Below are 16,617 nucleotides of genomic sequence, written 5' to 3'. Positions count from 1 at the left end.
TGGGTATAAAAATAATGTAATATTTATTATAGAAAGGAGAAGTATGTTAGGGGATATTTTATTGGCTCTGTCATTTACGCTTGCATTTATATGTATAGTTGCTATAATTTTTACTGATAAAAAAATTTTATTTACTCTTATAGCAATAGCTTTATTTATATATTTTTACAAGTCAAATCTTGACAGGGGCGAAGCAGATATGATGACAATAATAGCTTTTATATCGGGCATTTTGTTACTTGCTATTGAGCTATTTGTACCTGGTTTTGGTATTATGGGAATTTCGGGTATTATTTTAACGACATATTCGCTAATTGATAGTTTTGATAATTCCCTATTTGGAATTTTGATTTTACTAATTACTGCGGCATCAATTTTTTTGAGTGTAACAATTTTTGTAAGATTAGGATTTTCTGCAAATTTATTTGACAAGGCTGTTCTAGTTAATACTCAAACTAAGGAAAGAGGATATAATTCCAAAAAAGATTATACATATCTTTTAGGAAAAAAGGAAAAACGATAAGTATTTTAAGACCTACAGGAAGAATTACAATTGATGGAAAAATTTATGATGGAAAAACTTATGGAGATTTCATCAAAAAAGATGTAGGAATAGAAGTTGTAGAAATAAAAGATGGACATATTTATGTTAAGGAGGATATATAATGCCGATAATAATACCAGCTTTAGTAGTAATTTTTTTAATAGTATTTTTGACACTTGTGCCAATTGGTTTGTGGATTACAGCAAGATCATCTGGAGTGCCAGTTTCAATGGGCTCACTTGTTGCAATGAGATTTAGAAGAATTAATCCAAGTCATATAGTTTATGCTTTGATTAAATCTCATCAAGCAGGAATTCAAATTTCAAGTTCTGATTTGGAAAGTCATTTTCTATCAGGAGGAGATGTAAACCAAGTTGTAGATGCCTTGATTGCAGCAGAAAGAGCAAATATTGATTTGAATTTTCAACAAGCAGCAGCAATGAATCTTGCAGGAAGAAATGTTTTTGAAGCAGTCCAAGTTTCTGTAAATCCAAAAGTAATAAATACACCAACCATAGCAGCCGTTGCAAAAAACGGAATTGAAGTCAAAGTTATTGCAAAAGTTACTGTAAGAGCAAATATCGAAAGACTTGTAGGAGGAGCTGGCGAAGAAACAATTATAGCAAGAGTAGGCGAAGGAATTGTAACAACGGTTGGTTCATCAGATACGCACGCAGAAGTTTTAGAAAATCCAGATAATATTTCACAAACAGTTCTAATGAAAGGACTTGATAGCGGTACAGCATTTGAAATTCTTTCAATAGATATTGCAGATGTAGATATAGGACGTAATGTTGGAGCAGAATTACAAAGAGATCAAGCAGAAGCAGATAAAAATATAGCCCAAGCGAAAGCCGAAGAAAGACGTGTCCAAGCTATAGCGCTTGAACAAGAAAACAGAGCGAAAGTAGTAGAAGCCCAATCAAAAGTTCCACTAGCAATTGCAAGAGCACTAGAAAGCGGAAATCTTGGAGTTTTAGATTATTATAATATGAAAAATATAAACGCCGACACTCAAATGAGAAATAAAATATCAGAAACTGATAGCAGAGATGAAATTTAATGGCAAAAGATAATTTAAAAACCAAGTTTTATAAATTTATTTATCTTCTTGATAAAGAAAATAATAAAGAAGAAGGAAAAGATACACCAGATTTTGATACTTGGTTAAAAAATATAGAGAAAAAAGAAAATAATAATCTAAAAAAACAAAAAAATTAAAAAAGAAGATGACATTTGGACAAGCTATGTCATCACTTGCAAAAGATACAAAAAATAAATCCAATAACAAAAAAACATACACAAATGATTACCAAAGATTTGAAAGAAAAAATCAACAAGCTTACAATGAAAAAAAAGTAAGTGCAAAAAAATCATACAAAAAAACCGAACAAATTTCAAAAAATCAAATCGAAGATTATTGGAAAGAAAATGAAAAAATAAAATTAGAAAAAAATGAATTAAAAAAGGCGATTATCTATTCAGAAATAATAGGAAAGCCAAAAGCAAAAAGATGAGTTTCTCATCTTTTTTCTTTTGCAACTAAGATGGTATAATAAACTAAAGGAGTGATTAAAATTAAGGATATTATAGAAATAAATAATACCGAAATAATTATGGGTTTATTCGGTAATTTTGATAAAAATAGAAAATATATTGAAAACAGATTTGATGTAAAAATTAAAACTGAAAATGGAAATATAAGTTTAAATGGAGAAGAGGTTAATTTAAATCTTGTAAAAAAACTTATTGAAGAAATTATTCAAGTAATAAAAAAAGAAGGAAATATTGACTATCAAAAATTAAAATATTTTTCTGATATGCTTGTTCGTGAAAACAAGGAAGTTATAAAATCTTCTCTTGATAAAGTTATTGTTACAACAGCAAATGGCAAACCAATTAAGCCAAAAACTTTAGGTCAAAAATCTTACGTTAATATGATTGAAAATAATGATGTGGTTTTTGGAATTGGACCTGCAGGAACTGGAAAAACTTATTTGGCTGTTGCAATGGCGATAAGAGCTTTTAAAAATAATGAGGTAAATAGAATTATTCTTACAAGACCTGCCGTTGAAGCGGGAGAGAGTTTGGGATTTTTGCCGGGAGATTTGCAAGATAAGGTTGATCCATATTTAAGACCTCTTTATGATGCACTTTTTGAAATTTTTGGTTTTGAAACTTATCAAAATTTAGTTGAAAAGGGCGTAATCGAAGTTGCTCCTCTTGCTTATATGAGAGGAAGAACTCTTGATAATTCTTTTGTAATTTTGGATGAAGCGCAAAATACAACTTTTGAGCAAATGAAGATGTTTTTGACAAGACTTGGCTATGGGTCAAAAGCTATTATAACTGGAGATATAACTCAAATCGACCTTCCTCGTGGAAAAAATTCTGGTTTGAAATCCGCATCAAGAATTCTTAGAAATGTTAGAGGAATAGAATTTATGGAATTTACTGCAATTGATGTAGTAAGACATCCTTTAGTTCAAAGAATAATTGAAGCTTATGATAAGGCAGATAAGGAAAAAGAAAAAAATGAATTTAATAATAAATAATGAAACAAAAGAAGAAGTAAACATTGAAAAATATCTTGAAAAAGTTATTAGAGAAGTTTTAAAGCTTGAAGATATTGATGAGAAAAAATGTGAAATATCTCTTTCTTTTGTTGATGAGGAAAAAATAAGACAATTAAATAGAGATTTTAGGTCAATTGATAGGGCTACTGACGTTTTATCATTTCCAATTGAAGATTTTTTTAATGAAGATAGGGAAAATATATTGAAAAAGCCCTATCTTATGCTTGGGGATGTTGTAATTTGTCTTGATGTTGCAAGAAAGCAAGCAGATGATTTGGGACATTCTTTTGAAAGGGAAATAATGTATTTAACTTGCCATTCAATTTTTCATCTATTAGGCTATGACCATATAGAAGATGATGATAAAAAAATTATGAGAGCTAAGGAAAAAGAAGTTATGAAAAATCTTGGAGTATTCAAATGAAAGATGAAAAACAATTAATTGAAGAAATAAAAGACCAAGTAAAAAAAGAATTAAAAGAAGAAAAGAAAAAAGAAGATGAGGATGAAAAATATATTCCAAAAGCAAAAAGTCCTGGGGAAAAATTTGTAAAAGGATTTGATTATGCATTTGAGGGCTTGGTTTTTGCAATAAACAATGAAAAAAATATGAAATTTCATGTCCTAACTTCTATTCTTGTTTTATTTATTTCTTTGTTCTTAAATGTTTCAAGAGTAGAGATGATGTTTTTGGTTTTTTCAATTGCCTTTGTAATTTCTTGTGAGCTTTTAAATACTTCTTTGGAACAAGCTGTAAATCTTGGCGGTGGAGGAAAAAAATCAAAAGAGGCAAAAGCAAGTAAAGACTTATCTGCGGCAGCCACTTTTGTGTCAGCTATGAACACACTTTTTATTGCTTATTTGGTATTTTTTGATAAGGTTGCAAATTTTTCATCATCAGTTGTACTAAGAATTTCAAGAAGACCATCCCATCTTGCCCTTATAACTGTATCAATTGTAATAATTTCTACCATATTTTTTAAAGGAATTTTTTACAAGGGCCATGGAACAGCTTTTCATGGTGGATTTGTTTCAGGACACACATCAATTGCCTTTTGCCTTGCTACAATTGGCTCAATGAGAATTGATGAAGGATTTTTGATTTTTGTATTTTATGGTCTTGCAATTATAGTTGCAGAAAGTCGTTTTGAGGCAAATATCCATTCTCTTCCAGAAATTATAAGAGGAGCGATTTTGGGAACGGCGACAGCTTTATTAATATTTGGAGTATTTTCATGAAAAAAGATTTAAAAGAATTAATACAAATTGCTATAGAAAATAAAAAAAATTCTTATTCGCCTTATTCAAAATTTAGGGTATCAAGTGTTGTATTGACAAAAAAAGGAAATATTTACAAGGGAGTAAATATAGAAAATGCAGCTTATTCAGTGACAATTTGTGCGGAAAGATCTGCACTTGCAGGGGCAATAAGCGCAGGCGATAAAGAAATTGATACAATAATTATTACAGGGGATAGTAATATGACTTATCCTTGCGGAGTTTGCAGGCAATTTATGGCAGAGTTTTTAGATTCTGATTCAAAAATTGTAATAGCAAATTCAACCAATGATTATAAGATATATGGACTTGATGATATTCTTCCATATAACTTTTCAAAAAAAGATTTGGAGGAAAAATGAAATCAGGTTTTGTATCGGTAGTAGGAAGGGCAAATGTAGGAAAATCTACTTTGATGGAAAAAATATTGGGAGAAAAAATCTCAATAATTTCAAATAAACCCCAAACTACTAGAGATGAAATAAAAATAATATATAATGACGAAAATTCACAAATAATTTTCTTGGACACACCAGGTATCCAAACGCCAAGAAATAAACTTCAAGAACATTTGCTAGAAGTTTCAGAAGATAGCCTAAAAGATTCTGATATAGTGACATTTATTGTTGACAATTCTCTAACAATTGGAAGACTTGATAAGATGATTTTGGAAATTTTAGAAAAAGTAAATGCCCCAAAAATTCTTCTTATAAATAAATGTGATCTTTTAGAAGAAGGAGAAATTGAACAAATTAAAAGAACTTACATAGGCTTAAATTCTTTTGATTATATAATTCCAATTTCAGCTTTAAACGATGAAAATATTGGAAAATATATAGAAACAGTAAAAGAAATATTGCCAGAAGGGCCTCTTTATTATCCATCAGATATGATAACTGACAAAAACGAAAGATTTATTGTGTCAGAAATTATCAGGGAAAAAGCTTTGAAAAATTTATCAAACGAAATCCCTCACGGAATTTTTGTAAGAATTGACCAATTTAAAAAAAGAGAAGACAAAAATTTATATGACATATACGCAAGTCTTATTTTGGAAAGACCAAGTCACAAGGAAATAGTAATAGGAAAAAACGGTAGTAAAATTAAAAAAATCGGCATGGAAGCAAGATGCGAAATTGAAGTTTTTATGGATAGCAAAATTAATTTGAAATTGTGGGTTAAGGTCGAAAAAGATTGGCGTAAAAAACAAAAATTGGTGGATAGGTTTGGTTACAAGTGATAATTCAAATGTAGAAGGATTTGTTTTAAGAGAATTTTCCTACAAAGAGTCAAGCAAAATCATAGAAATTTTTTCAAAAGATATGGGAAAAATTTCCATAATTGCTAAGGGAGTTTTAAATAAAAAAAATTCAAATCTTTCTTCAACTCAAAGATTTGTAAAAGCCTCATACAATCTTTATAAGTCTGGAGAAAAATTTTTTGGAATAAGAGATGCGTCATTATTAAAATCTTATTCGAAATCAAATAAAAATTTTGATATAATAATATACAAATCGGCAATTTGTGATTTGCTATTAAAAACAATTGATTATGACCAAAAAGACTTAGTTTACAATTTGTTGGACAAGACTTTTGACAGTTTTGAAAAAGCAAGTGAAAATTATTTAAATATTTTTCTTTGCTTTTTATTAAAGTACATATCTTTTTCAGGTTTTAAACCAAATTTAAAAGAATGTTCCTTGTGCGGATCAAAAATTAATCCTAGTGATGCTTATTTTTCTATAAAAGATGGGGGCATAGTTTGTTCATCTTGCAAGAAAATAAAAAAGGATATAGTATATCTTACAAGAGAAGAATATTTGTATATTTTAAAATTAATCTATACTCCAACTGATGAGGTTTCAAAGATTAATTTAAATATTGAAAAGGAAAAAATTATAAATTTGATAGTAAGCTATGTATTGAGATGTTTGGAAATTAGAAAATTTAGCTCACTTGATTGGGTAATGAAATTAGTCAAATAATAGGAGAAAAAATGTATTTTGAAGATTTAATGCTAAAATTAATAAAATATTGGGAAGAACAAGGTGCATCAATTATGCTTCCTTATGATTTGGAAAAAGGTGCAGGAACAATGAATCCTCATACTTTTTTGAGATCTTTGGGAAAAGAACCTTGGAAAGTTGTTTATGTAGAACCATCAAGAAGACCAGCTGATGGTAGGTATGGAGAAAATCCAAATAGATTATACCAACATCATCAACTACAAGTTTTACTTAAACCAACTCCAGAAAATATTCAAGATTTATATTTAAAAAGTCTTGAGGTAATTGGAATTAATCCAAAAGAACACGACATAAGATTTGTAGAAGACAATTGGCAATCACCAACTCTTGGAGCTTGGGGACTTGGCTGGGAAGTTTGGCTTGATGGAATGGAAATAACTCAATTTACTTATTTTCAACAAGTAGGCGGAATAAACTGCGAGCTTGAAAGTGGAGAAATAACCATGGGCCTTGAAAGAGTTTGTATGTATTTACAAAATGTAGATAATGTTTTTGATATTAAGTGGTCAAAAGATTTAAAATATTCAGATGTTTTCCAATTGCCAGAATATGAAAATTCAAAATATTCATTTGAAGATGCTGATAGCGAAGTTTTGGAAAAATTATTTGAAATTTATGAATCAGAAGCAAACAGATTAATTGACAAAGGTCTTGTGTATCCAGCTTATGATAACGTATTAAAATCATCCCACACTTTTAATACTTTGGATGCAATGGGTGCAATTTCTGCATCAGAAAGAAGTCACTATATTAAAAGAGTAAGAGATATTTCTAGTAAGGTTGCAAAATCTTATATTGAAAAAAGAGAAGAACTAGGATATCCACTTTTAAGAAAGGATAAGTAATGAGCAAATATTTATTAGAAATAGGAGTTGAAGAATTTCCTTCAGCTTATATAAATTCGACAAAAGAACAGCTTGAAGAAAAATTCAAAAAATTAATTGAAGAAAATAAATTAAGCGTAGAAGAAATAAAAGTAGAATCCACTCCAAGAAGATTTGCAATTTTACTTGATGGACTTGAAGAAAATAAATCAAACGAACTTATTAGTGTAAAGGGACCTTCTAAAAAAATTGCCTACGACCAAGAAGGTAATCCATCAAAAGCACTTTTGGGATTTTTGAGAGGACAAAAAGCAGAAGTTTCTGATGTAATTATCAAAGATTTTAAGGGCGAAGAATATATTTATGTAGAAAAAAAAGAAGAAAGTCCTTCAATAAAAGAAGTTTTACAAAAAAATATGTATGATTTAGTGAAATCATTAAATTTCCCAAGATCTATGAGGTGGGGAGGAAGATCAATTAGATTTGCAAGACCAATCAGATATTTTCTATCCTTATTAGATAATGAAATTTTGGAATTTGATGCTGAAGGAATTAAAGTATCAAATACAACAAAAGGCCACAGGGTTTTAGGAAAAAGTGAAATTCTTGTAGAAAAAATTGAAAATTATGTAGAGTTACTTAGAGAAAATTATGTAATTCTTTCTTACAAAGAAAGAAGAGAAATAATTTTAAGAGGTCTTAATCGCTATGCCAAAGAAATTGGTGGAAAATTTTTAAAAGACGAAGACTTACTTGAAGAAGTTATAAATATTGTCGAATATCCTACAGTTTTGATGGGAGAGCTTGATCAAGAATATTTAAAATTACCAAAAGAAGTAATTGTAACTCCAATGAAAGATCATCAAAGATATTTTCCAATTGTAGATGATAATGAAAAATTAATGCCATATTTCTTGCTTGTAAGAAATGGGGATGATTTTGCAAAAGAAAATGTAATTAATGGAAACAAAAAAGTTCTTACTGCAAGGCTTGAAGATGCAAAATTTTTCTATGATATAGATAATAATAAAAAATTAGAGGATTATGTGGAAGAGCTTAATAGATTGACATTTTTTGAAGGACTTGGTTCAGTTTATCAAAAAACTGAAAGACTTATTTCGCTTTCAAAAAATTATCTTGATGAATTTAAGCTTGGAGAAGATGTTTCAGATAATTTATTAAGAGCAGCCTATCTTTCAAAGGCAGATCTTGTAACAAAAATGGTTATAGAATTTACAGAACTTCAAGGAACAATGGGAAGAATTTATGCAATAAATTCAGGAGAAAACAGCCAAGTTGCAAATGCAATTGAAGAAGCCTATAAGCCTAGAAGCTCAGAAGATTCACTACCAAAATCAGTTGCAGGAATTGTTTTATCAATCGCTGATAAAATTGATACAATAGCTGGACTTTATATAATAGAAAATTATGTAACAGGAAGCCAAGATCCTTTTGGACTTAGAAGATCAGCAATTGGAGTTATAAATATAATTGCAGATAATAAAATTGATGTTGATTTGAAGGATTTAATCAAAGATGCCCTTTTTGTTTATACAGAGAAAAATGAAATTTCTTTTGATTATGATAAAACTTTAGAAAAAATAGTAGAATTTTTCATCGATAGACTTAAAAATATGCTCATAGACAAGGGCTTCCGATATGATTTTGTAAATGCAGTTCTTGCTACTGGAGAAACAAATATTTTATCAGTTATAGAAAAAGTAAAATCTGTTGAAGAATTTGTAGAAAAAGAAAATAGCGAAGAAATTCTAAATTATTTTACAAGAATCAATAATTTTACCAAGGATTTTGAAAATACAGAAGTTAATGTAGAAATGCTTGACCAAGGTTTAGAAAAACAATACTACGACCTTATAGAAAATTTGGATTGCGAAAAATATTTAAGCCAAAAATTATATACAAAAGCCCTAGAAGAAATTGCATCTACTATGGACCTTGGTAATGAATATTTGGATAATACAATGATAATGGTTGAAGATGAACAGTTGAAAAATAATAGGTTGGCACTATTAAATAAACTAGCAACAAATATTTCTAGAATATTTAATATAAAAGATTTAGTTAAATAGGTGATAGTATGGATTGTGATGTATTGAATGTTTATATAATCAGTGATTCCACTGGAGCAACAGCAGAAACATTTGTAAAATCAGTAATAACTCATTTTCCAAATGTAAATTTTGAAGTTAATAGAAAATTTAATATTGATAGTGAAAATAAAATTAACAAAATTGTTGAAAAAATTCCTGAAGATTCAATAATAATCCAAACTATAGCTGAGAAAAAACTTGAAGAATATTTGAAACAAAAAGCTAAAAAAGAAAATATAAAAGTTATAGATATATTAGGGCCAGCTCTTTCACTTTTTGAAGAAGTTACAGGGCAAAAAGCTCTAAGAGAGAAAAAACTCACAAGAAAATTATCTGATGATTATTTTTCAATGATAGAGTCCATAGAATTTGCCGTAAAATATGACGATGGAAAAGATCCAAGAGGAATAAAAGAGGCAGATATTTTACTACTTGGAGTTTCAAGAACATCAAAAACACCTGTGACTATGCTTCTTGCAACAAAAGATTATAAAGTTTTTAATCTTCCTTTGGTTCCAGAAATAAGACTTCCAGAAGAAGTTTTCGAAATTGATCCAAAAAGAATCATAGGTCTTACTATTGATCCTAATAAATTATCAAAAATTAGAGAAGATAGGTCAAAAGGCCTTGGCTTAAAATCAAAAAGCGAATATTTTGATAAGGAAAGAATCAATAGAGAATTAAAATACGCAAAGGGAGTTTTTGAAGATTTGGATTGTAAAGTTTTTGATGTAACATTAAAGACAATAGAACAAACAGCCACGGACGTTCTAGAATATTACAAAAAGAATTTTTCTTAAAAAATATGCTGCTTTTGCAGCTTATTTTTTATGTGGAGGAGGCTTATGGAAAATACAAAACTTATTTTATCAAGACGACTTATTATTAGAAAATTTGAAAAGGAAGATTTAGAAAAAAATCTGGAATTTATAAAAGATTCAAAATTTTTCTATTTTACAAATTTAGAAACAAAAGAAGAAGTAATCGAAAAAGTCTCAAAATTTTATAAAGAAAAAGAAGACTATAATTTTTGGCATATAGTAAAAAAAGGAACAAATGATTCAATAGGAGTTATAAAAGCTTTCGAAAAAAATGATGGAGTTGGACTTTTTATAATTATAAATAAATCACTAAGAAACAGAGGATATGCAAGAGAAGCCCTTGAGGTAGTCATAGATTATTTCTTTACCCTTGGCGAGAAAAAAGAAATTTATTTAAAAGCAGAAAAAAATAATGGAGCTTTTAAATCTATTATAGAAAATTTACACTTTAAAAAGTATGATGAAGATATAAAGTATAGCTACTACAAGATGGATAATCTTGATTATATGAAATATTTTGCAATATTTGGAGAAATATAGGAGGGATAGATGGAAAAAAAAATCCGAAATTATGGTGTTGGACTTTGGTGGCCAATATAACCAACTTATTGTAAGAAGAATAAGAGAAATGGGAGTCTATGCATCACTTCATGATTGTGATGTGGATTTAAAAACTCTTGATCTTGAAAATTTGGACGGAATAATTTTGACAGGCGGCCCACAATCAATTCACAGTGACGATAGTCTAAAATTAAATCCAGAAATTTTAAATTTAAACGTGCCAGTTCTTGGGATTTGCTATGGCATGCAAGCTTTAGCTTATCATTTTGATGGAGAAATAAGCGAAGCAGAAAAAGGAGAATACGGAAAAACTCCTTTATTTGTTGACCAAAGATCAAAATTATATGAAAATGTAGCACAAGAATCAATAATTTGGATGAATCACAGAGATCAAGTCACAAAAATTGCAGATGGATTCAAAAAAACTGCTTGGACATTGAACTGTCCAATAGCAGGATTTGAAAACGAAGAAAAAAATATCTACGCCGTACAATTTCATCCAGAAGTTGCCCATTCAGAATACGGATTTCAAATATTAGAAAATTTCGTTTTAAATATTTGTAAAGCAAAAAAGACTTGGATAATGAAAGATTTAGCCAAAGAAACCATAGAAAATATAAAAGAAAAATATGCTGGAGAAAAAATGATTTGTGGATTATCTGGTGGAGTAGATTCAACAATAGCAGCGACACTTGTACACAAAGCAATAGGAAATGATCTTCAATGCATATTTGTAGACCATGGTTTATTAAGAAAAGACGAAGCAAAATCCGTTATGGAACAATACAAAAAAATTGGACTAAACGTAAAAATGGTTGATGCTTCAAAAGAATTTCTTGATTTACTAAAAGGCGTAGAAGAACCAGAAGAAAAAAGAAAAATAATAGGAAACCACTTTATAGAAGTTTTCGAAAGAGAAGCCAAAAAATTTGGCGATGCAAAATATTTAGTACAAGGAACAATTTATCCAGACGTAATAGAAAGCGGAAAAGGAAAAGGTTCAGTAATAAAATCCCATCACAACGTAGGTGGACTTCCAGAAGATATGCTTTTTGAAGGCGTAGTAGAACCACTAAGAGAACTCTTCAAAGACGAAGTAAGAGCGCTTGGAGAAAGCATAGGCGTTCCAGAAGAAATGGTATGGAGACAACCATTCCCAGGACCAGGACTTGCAATAAGAGTGTTGGGAGATATAACAGAAGAAAAATTAGAAATAGTTAGAGAAACCGACGCAATCCTAAGAGAAGAAGTAAAAAATGCAGGATTAGACAGAGAAATTTGGCAATATTTCACAGTATTTACCCCACTAAGAACAGTAGGAGTAAAAGGCGACGAAAGATCTTACGACTACGTAGTAGTAGTAAGAGCAGTATCAAGCAAAGATGCAATGACAGTAGAAGCCTTCGATATGCCATACGAACTCCAACAAACCCTATCAAATAGAATGATAAACGAAGTAAAAGGAGTAGGAAGAATAGTCTACGACATAACCTCAAAACCACCAGGAACAATTGAATGGGAATAGTAGCAAAATTTTCTAAAATAGCTTAATTACAAGCTATATAGAGAATGAAAAACGGCTACTGGTACTCAAATGGTACTGAAATCAAAAAAGAATAAATTGAATAATAGTTCCAAGTGGTTTGCATTTGGACAAAAAATTAGACCGTAGTTTTTAGACTGCGGTCTTTTTGCGTACATATTTTATTTTAAAAATCTTGATTTTTTAGGGTAAGATAACTTCCAATCTTCAAATTCCTCGTCTGTTATCTCATCGTTGTAATGCTTTTTTCTCATCTCATTCCATTCTATAAGAAAATTATTGAAGTCTACATCATTTGATAAAAGTCCAGTAATTTCTCCATCATCTGCCAACGGTCTAAACTTCATGTCTTTTTCATAATCAAAAATTATATGCATTATTTCAAAAATAGAATTAGGTTCATGATTAATTAATGCTGATATATCACAATCAAGTGCTTCAGATATTTTTTGTAATTGTTCTTTACTTGGGGATCTATTTCCAAGCTCGTAATTTCTTATAGCAGCATCTGTCAAACCAGACTTAATGGCAAGTTCTTTTTGAGTTAAGTTTCTCATAAGTCTTAACTTTTTTAATTTTTCTCCAGAAATCAAACTAACTCCTCCTTATTTCACGATAACTATAAATATTTTATCACAAAACGAACAAAAGCTCAACAAAACTGTTCTGTTGTAAATATTTGTAAGTATCTGAATATTTTAGAAAAAAAATAAATAGAAAAAACTTGACAGAACAAATATGAACTGTTATTATATATACATACCGTTCGGCATTGAACGGAAATTGTAAGACATATAAATTAATGCTCGCCTTTTTTGAGGATGTAGAACCTTACAAACTATAAAAGGAGGACATTATGAAAGGTATTTTTATGAATGCAAAAGATGTACAAGAATTTCTTGACGTAAGCAGGACAACAGCATATCAGATAATAAACGATATGAATCAGGACTTACTTAAATTAGGCTATCGTGTACAAAGAGGAAAGGTAAATAGAGAATACTTTATGGAAAAGTATTGCTATAAACCAACAAATACAAAGGAGGTTTAAAGTGCCAGCATACAGAGATGAGAGTGGAAATAAAACTTGGTATTGCAGGTTTTATTACACCAACTGGAAAGGAGAAAAATTAACTAAGAAAAAACGTGGATTTTCAACAAAAAAAGAAGCATTAAAATGGGAACAAGAATTCTTAAATCAACATTCTGAATCGATTGAGATGAGCTTTAGGGAGTTTTTTGAACTTTATAAGAGAGATAGAAAACCAAGAATAAGAGAAAATACTTGGAGGACAAAAGAAGCAATTGTAAATCAAAAAATACTTCCCTATATAGGTGATCTAATGCTTAATGAGATAAGTAATGTAACCATAATTCAATGGCAAAATGAGCTTATGAAGATTAAGGATAAGAATGGGAGAAACTACTCTCCTACCTATTTGAGAACTATTCATGCCCAGTTATCTAGTATCTTAAATCATGCTTGTAGATATTATAATTTAAAAACTAATGTTGCTCGTGATGTTGGTTCCATGGGTGAAAAAGAGGCTGATGAAATGCTATTTTGGACTCAAGATGAATATGAAAGATTTATAGAAGCTATAAAAGATAAACCTGAATCATTCTATGCTTTTGAACTTTTGTATTGGTGTGGTCTTCGAATGGGAGAATTATTAGCCTTGACAAAAGAGAAATTTGATTTTGAAAGGCATACATTAAAAATTGATGAATCTTTACAAAGGATTGATGGGAAAAATGTAATAACTGCTCCTAAAACTAAAAAAAGTATAAGGACAATAGTTATGCCTGAATTTCTAACTGAAGAGATTAAAGAGTATATAGATAGTTTTTATAAGTTAAAACCAAAAGACTTAATATTTAATTTCTCCAAGAGTTACCTCCACCATGAAATGGATAGGGGATCTAAGAAATCTCAAGTAAAAAGAATTAGAATACATGATTTAAGGCATTCTCATGTTTCACTTCTGATTGAACTTGGATTTTCTGCAACTGCAATAGCCGATAGAGTTGGACATGAATCGATTGACATCACCTATAGATATGCTCATCTCTTCCCTAGCAAGCAAAAAGAAATGGCTTTGTCTTTAACGCAAGTAAGAAATAACAAGGCAAATGATTGGAAAGATTTATTAGAAGAGGACGATAAAGATGTTTAGAAGACATTCATTAGATGAAATTTCACAAAAAACTAGAAATAAAGAGAAAAATAGAAAAAGAAATCGCATTTTAAATTTCAGAGTCTCTGAGGAAGAATATGATCTAATAAACAAAAAGATTTCAATAAGTGGACTTAAAAAGCAAGACTATTTTCTACAAATGCTATTAAATCACGAAGTTAATTTAGTAAGTGATTATAGACTTTCTGATAATATAGCCAAGGAAATATTTCAACTAGCAAAAGTTATTAAAAAGTTCGGCAAACTTAATGACGATGAAACTGATATTTTAATCTATATTTTAGAAATATATGAAGAAATCAAAAAAGAAAAAAGCCCTTACTACAAAGAGTAAAGGCATACACTCCTGTGAGAAGTGTTCTCTAGACAATTTCATTTTACCACAGGAGTCTTATTTATACCAGACAGGAGGATAAAATGGAAAACAAATATAAAACAAAAAAGAGATTAGATGATTGTAAAAAGAAAAGGAATGAGCCTTATGACATATATTAAATTAAAATTCCCAGAAATAAATCAGACTTACGCCTTTTTAGACTTACAAACTACGGATAAGGGGACGGTTAGACAAATTACTGGTAATATTGTAACTGCTATTTTAAATCCCCAATATTGCCAAAATCAAAAAATCATTGATGGACAAATATTCTTTGATAAATTTACTAATGAAATAAAATTCCAGGGGAAAATTATCGGAGAAAGAAATATAAAGGAAAATCAAATACGACTTTGGGATGATTCTTTAAACAATAGACTAGGATTAGAGATAGAAAAACATTTTGGAATTAATTATAACGCCAATAAAATGTGGGAAGCTATTCGTTTTGTAGCTCATCAGTATGAAGTGAGTCCGCCAAAGCAATATCTTCAAAATTTAAAATGGAATGGAGATAAAAATGCCATTAGAAAACTATTACCAATGTATTTGGGAGCAGATGATACAGAGCTTAATAATTGGATAATGGAACATATGATATTGGGCATGATAAAAAGAATTTTTAATCCAGGATCTAAGTTTGATGAGATGATTGTTTTAGTTGGTGGACAAGGTATAGGTAAATCGACTTTTGCAAGATACCTGTCAATAACAGACGATTGGTTTTGCACAATAGAAAACATTCAAGGCAAGGATGCCGTCATGAACCTTATGGGTAAAACTGTCGTTGAAATCGAAGAATTCGTTGCTTTAAGAAATGCAAAATCGGCTAATGAAGCTAAATCTTTTTTATCAAAACTAAGCGATAGGATAAGAATACCCTACGAAAAATATGCAACAGATGTGCCTAGAGCTTGTATCTTCATAGGGACATTAAATGAAAGAACTTTCCTTAATGATCATACTGGAGAAAGAAGATATTTACCTGTTGAATGCAACCCAAATAAAAGAGTAAGAACTATATATCCAGATAAAAATAATAAAGAAAAAATCTCAGACAAAGAATATATATCTAGCATAAGAGAAGATTTTAATCAGGCTCTAGCCTTGGGATATGAGATCTTTAAAAACAAGACTCACGCATGGACTATACCAAAAAATCTCTTAAAAGACTTGTATAAGGAACAAGAAAAATTCAAATATCTAAACCCAGATGTGGAAGACATTAGATATTTCTTAGAAGAATATAAGCCGAAAAGTGCAGATCCAAATATAACTTGTTTCAAAGAACTAACCATGCAAGGCTACCAAATAAAATCAAAGTCTTTCTCAGAGATTATGGATAATTATTTCCAAGAATGGATTCCAGTTAGGTCATCAAAGACCAAGAGAATATCACCAAGTGGAGTCTCAATTCCAGTAAAACTATACTATGAAAAGAAAAAAGAAAATGAAACTGACTTTATAGAAGTTGACAAGAATTTATTGCCAGAAGAATGGAAAAAAGAAAATCAATTAGAAATAGATACAGCAAATCAAGTAAAGATGCAAATGTAACTTTGTAACCTGTAACCTACCGTTATAAATCTTCTTAAATTAGGATTACATAAATTAATGGCTTGATAATAGAGGGTTGACACAGACTCTTAAAACAAGCTCGCCTAATTTTGGAAGTTTATATTTTATAAGTTACAGTTACACTTAATAATGTCTATTTGAAAAATTATTAGAAAATAAATTAAAGACTTGTTATTAATA

21 protein-coding genes are annotated in these 16,617 nt (G+C 29.6%); 20 read left to right on the top strand and 1 reads right to left on the bottom strand.

Going from position 1 to position 16,617, the window contains the following annotated elements; all coding sequences use genetic code 11:
• Nucleotides 1-43 precede the first annotated feature (43 nt).
• The 16 genes from HGAG_RS10795 to guaA all read left to right on the top strand — a co-directional run bounded on the left by HGAG_RS10795 (nt 44) and on the right by guaA (nt 12,267).
• Nucleotides 44-523, top strand: coding sequence for an NfeD family protein (locus tag HGAG_RS10795; RefSeq protein WP_019118482.1), 480 nt, complete (start codon nt 44-46; stop codon nt 521-523).
• Complete coding sequence (locus HGAG_RS12520) at nt 493-666, top strand: NfeD family protein (RefSeq protein ID WP_482746371.1); 174 nt, start codon at nt 493-495, stop codon at nt 664-666. Before HGAG_RS10795 ends, HGAG_RS12520 begins: the two co-directional genes overlap by 31 nt.
• Nucleotides 666-1,607 carry a flotillin-like protein FloA gene (floA, locus tag HGAG_RS06925; protein WP_019118481.1) on the top strand — a complete coding sequence of 314 codons (942 nt, stop codon included), beginning with the start codon at nt 666-668 and terminating at the stop codon, nt 1,605-1,607. The genes HGAG_RS12520 and floA overlap by 1 nt, the downstream gene beginning before the upstream one ends.
• Nucleotides 1,607-1,765 (top strand): hypothetical protein, encoded by a 159-nt coding sequence (locus HGAG_RS12130; RefSeq protein WP_019118480.1) that lies wholly within the window; start codon nt 1,607-1,609, stop codon nt 1,763-1,765. Before floA ends, HGAG_RS12130 begins: the two co-directional genes overlap by 1 nt.
• Nucleotides 1,766-1,773: 8 nt before the next feature.
• On the top strand, nt 1,774-2,061 hold the full coding sequence (locus HGAG_RS12125) for a hypothetical protein (RefSeq protein WP_019118479.1): 288 nt from the start codon (nt 1,774-1,776) through the stop codon (nt 2,059-2,061).
• Between the two features lie 99 nt (nt 2,062-2,160).
• Nucleotides 2,161-3,099: a PhoH family protein gene (locus HGAG_RS06910; RefSeq protein ID WP_019118478.1), complete on the top strand. Its 939-nt coding sequence runs from the start codon at nt 2,161-2,163 to the stop codon at nt 3,097-3,099.
• Nucleotides 3,080-3,544, top strand: a complete 465-nt coding sequence (gene ybeY / locus HGAG_RS06905; protein ID WP_019118477.1) for an rRNA maturation RNase YbeY — start codon at nt 3,080-3,082, stop codon at nt 3,542-3,544. Before HGAG_RS06910 ends, ybeY begins: the two co-directional genes overlap by 20 nt.
• Nucleotides 3,541-4,359, top strand: a complete 819-nt coding sequence (locus HGAG_RS06900; RefSeq protein ID WP_019118476.1) for a diacylglycerol kinase — start codon at nt 3,541-3,543, stop codon at nt 4,357-4,359. The genes ybeY and HGAG_RS06900 overlap by 4 nt, the downstream gene beginning before the upstream one ends.
• Nucleotides 4,356-4,760 carry a cytidine deaminase gene (cdd, locus tag HGAG_RS06895; protein WP_019118475.1) on the top strand — a complete coding sequence of 135 codons (405 nt, stop codon included), beginning with the start codon at nt 4,356-4,358 and terminating at the stop codon, nt 4,758-4,760. The genes HGAG_RS06900 and cdd overlap by 4 nt, the downstream gene beginning before the upstream one ends.
• Nucleotides 4,757-5,638: a GTPase Era gene (gene era / locus HGAG_RS06890; RefSeq protein WP_019118474.1), complete on the top strand. Its 882-nt coding sequence runs from the start codon at nt 4,757-4,759 to the stop codon at nt 5,636-5,638. Before cdd ends, era begins: the two co-directional genes overlap by 4 nt.
• Nucleotides 5,625-6,383, top strand: a complete 759-nt coding sequence (gene recO / locus HGAG_RS06885) for a DNA repair protein RecO (protein WP_019118473.1) — start codon at nt 5,625-5,627, stop codon at nt 6,381-6,383. The genes era and recO overlap by 14 nt, the downstream gene beginning before the upstream one ends.
• A gap of 11 nt (nt 6,384-6,394) precedes the next feature.
• Nucleotides 6,395-7,270 (top strand): glycine--tRNA ligase subunit alpha, encoded by an 876-nt coding sequence (gene glyQ, locus HGAG_RS06880; protein WP_019118472.1) that lies wholly within the window; start codon nt 6,395-6,397, stop codon nt 7,268-7,270.
• Nucleotides 7,270-9,339, top strand: a complete 2,070-nt coding sequence (gene glyS, locus HGAG_RS06875; RefSeq protein WP_019118471.1) for a glycine--tRNA ligase subunit beta — start codon at nt 7,270-7,272, stop codon at nt 9,337-9,339. The genes glyQ and glyS overlap by 1 nt, the downstream gene beginning before the upstream one ends.
• An 8-nt stretch (nt 9,340-9,347) precedes the next feature.
• Nucleotides 9,348-10,160 (top strand): pyruvate, water dikinase regulatory protein, encoded by an 813-nt coding sequence (locus HGAG_RS06870; RefSeq protein WP_019118470.1) that lies wholly within the window; start codon nt 9,348-9,350, stop codon nt 10,158-10,160.
• A gap of 45 nt (nt 10,161-10,205) precedes the next feature.
• Nucleotides 10,206-10,721 carry a GNAT family N-acetyltransferase gene (locus HGAG_RS06865; RefSeq protein ID WP_019118469.1) on the top strand — a complete coding sequence of 172 codons (516 nt, stop codon included), beginning with the start codon at nt 10,206-10,208 and terminating at the stop codon, nt 10,719-10,721.
• Nucleotides 10,708-12,267, top strand: a complete 1,560-nt coding sequence (gene guaA / locus HGAG_RS06860) for a glutamine-hydrolyzing GMP synthase (RefSeq protein ID WP_280101271.1) — start codon at nt 10,708-10,710, stop codon at nt 12,265-12,267. The genes HGAG_RS06865 and guaA overlap by 14 nt, the downstream gene beginning before the upstream one ends.
• Before the next feature lie 179 nt (nt 12,268-12,446).
• On the opposite strand, the gene HGAG_RS06855 is transcribed toward guaA, so the two are convergent.
• Nucleotides 12,447-12,878: a helix-turn-helix domain-containing protein gene (locus HGAG_RS06855; RefSeq protein WP_019118467.1), complete on the bottom strand. Its 432-nt coding sequence runs from the start codon at nt 12,876-12,878 to the stop codon at nt 12,447-12,449.
• Nucleotides 12,879-13,141: 263 nt separating this feature from the next.
• On the opposite strand from HGAG_RS06855, the gene HGAG_RS06850 reads away from it, so the two are divergent.
• From HGAG_RS06850 to HGAG_RS06835, 4 genes are all read left to right on the top strand, one after another.
• Complete coding sequence (locus HGAG_RS06850; protein WP_004835545.1) at nt 13,142-13,336, top strand: hypothetical protein; 195 nt, start codon at nt 13,142-13,144, stop codon at nt 13,334-13,336.
• A gap of 1 nt (nt 13,337) precedes the next feature.
• Nucleotides 13,338-14,462 (top strand): site-specific integrase, encoded by a 1,125-nt coding sequence (locus HGAG_RS06845; protein ID WP_019118466.1) that lies wholly within the window; start codon nt 13,338-13,340, stop codon nt 14,460-14,462.
• Nucleotides 14,455-14,817, top strand: a complete 363-nt coding sequence (locus HGAG_RS06840; protein ID WP_019118465.1) for a plasmid mobilization protein — start codon at nt 14,455-14,457, stop codon at nt 14,815-14,817. The genes HGAG_RS06845 and HGAG_RS06840 overlap by 8 nt, the downstream gene beginning before the upstream one ends.
• Before the next feature lie 117 nt (nt 14,818-14,934).
• Nucleotides 14,935-16,416 (top strand): VapE domain-containing protein, encoded by a 1,482-nt coding sequence (locus HGAG_RS06835; RefSeq protein ID WP_019118464.1) that lies wholly within the window; start codon nt 14,935-14,937, stop codon nt 16,414-16,416.
• The last annotated feature ends 201 nt before the right edge of the window (nt 16,417-16,617 follow it).

Source organism: Anaerococcus obesiensis ph10, assembly GCF_000311745.1.
In the GTDB taxonomy this organism is placed as follows: domain Bacteria; phylum Bacillota; class Clostridia; order Tissierellales; family Peptoniphilaceae; genus Anaerococcus; species Anaerococcus vaginalis.
Note: the sequence above shows the minus strand (reverse complement) of the source record. Positions and strands in the feature narration are given on the sequence as shown.

What these genes read in the sequence shown, in the direction of transcription:
- cdd (WP_019118475.1), top strand. Translation starts at nt 4,356, where the DNA reads ATGAAAAAAGATTTAAAAGAATTAATACAAATTGCTATAGAAAATAAA.
- HGAG_RS12130 (WP_019118480.1), top strand. Translation starts at nt 1,607, where the DNA reads ATGGCAAAAGATAATTTAAAAACCAAGTTTTATAAATTTATTTATCTT.
- HGAG_RS06865 (WP_019118469.1), top strand. Translation starts at nt 10,206, where the DNA reads ATGGAAAATACAAAACTTATTTTATCAAGACGACTTATTATTAGAAAA.
- HGAG_RS06900 (WP_019118476.1), top strand. Translation starts at nt 3,541, where the DNA reads ATGAAAGATGAAAAACAATTAATTGAAGAAATAAAAGACCAAGTAAAA.
- HGAG_RS06835 (WP_019118464.1), top strand. Translation starts at nt 14,935, where the DNA reads ATGATTGTAAAAAGAAAAGGAATGAGCCTTATGACATATATTAAATTA.
- HGAG_RS06870 (WP_019118470.1), top strand. Translation starts at nt 9,348, where the DNA reads ATGGATTGTGATGTATTGAATGTTTATATAATCAGTGATTCCACTGGA.
- floA (WP_019118481.1), top strand. Translation starts at nt 666, where the DNA reads ATGCCGATAATAATACCAGCTTTAGTAGTAATTTTTTTAATAGTATTT.
- glyQ (WP_019118472.1), top strand. Translation starts at nt 6,395, where the DNA reads ATGTATTTTGAAGATTTAATGCTAAAATTAATAAAATATTGGGAAGAA.
- HGAG_RS06850 (WP_004835545.1), top strand. Translation starts at nt 13,142, where the DNA reads ATGAAAGGTATTTTTATGAATGCAAAAGATGTACAAGAATTTCTTGAC.
- HGAG_RS06910 (WP_019118478.1), top strand. Translation starts at nt 2,161, where the DNA reads ATGGGTTTATTCGGTAATTTTGATAAAAATAGAAAATATATTGAAAAC.
- HGAG_RS06840 (WP_019118465.1), top strand. Translation starts at nt 14,455, where the DNA reads ATGTTTAGAAGACATTCATTAGATGAAATTTCACAAAAAACTAGAAAT.
- HGAG_RS10795 (WP_019118482.1), top strand. Translation starts at nt 44, where the DNA reads ATGTTAGGGGATATTTTATTGGCTCTGTCATTTACGCTTGCATTTATA.
- glyS (WP_019118471.1), top strand. Translation starts at nt 7,270, where the DNA reads ATGAGCAAATATTTATTAGAAATAGGAGTTGAAGAATTTCCTTCAGCT.
- HGAG_RS12125 (WP_019118479.1), top strand. Translation starts at nt 1,774, where the DNA reads ATGACATTTGGACAAGCTATGTCATCACTTGCAAAAGATACAAAAAAT.
- era (WP_019118474.1), top strand. Translation starts at nt 4,757, where the DNA reads ATGAAATCAGGTTTTGTATCGGTAGTAGGAAGGGCAAATGTAGGAAAA.
- ybeY (WP_019118477.1), top strand. Translation starts at nt 3,080, where the DNA reads ATGAATTTAATAATAAATAATGAAACAAAAGAAGAAGTAAACATTGAA.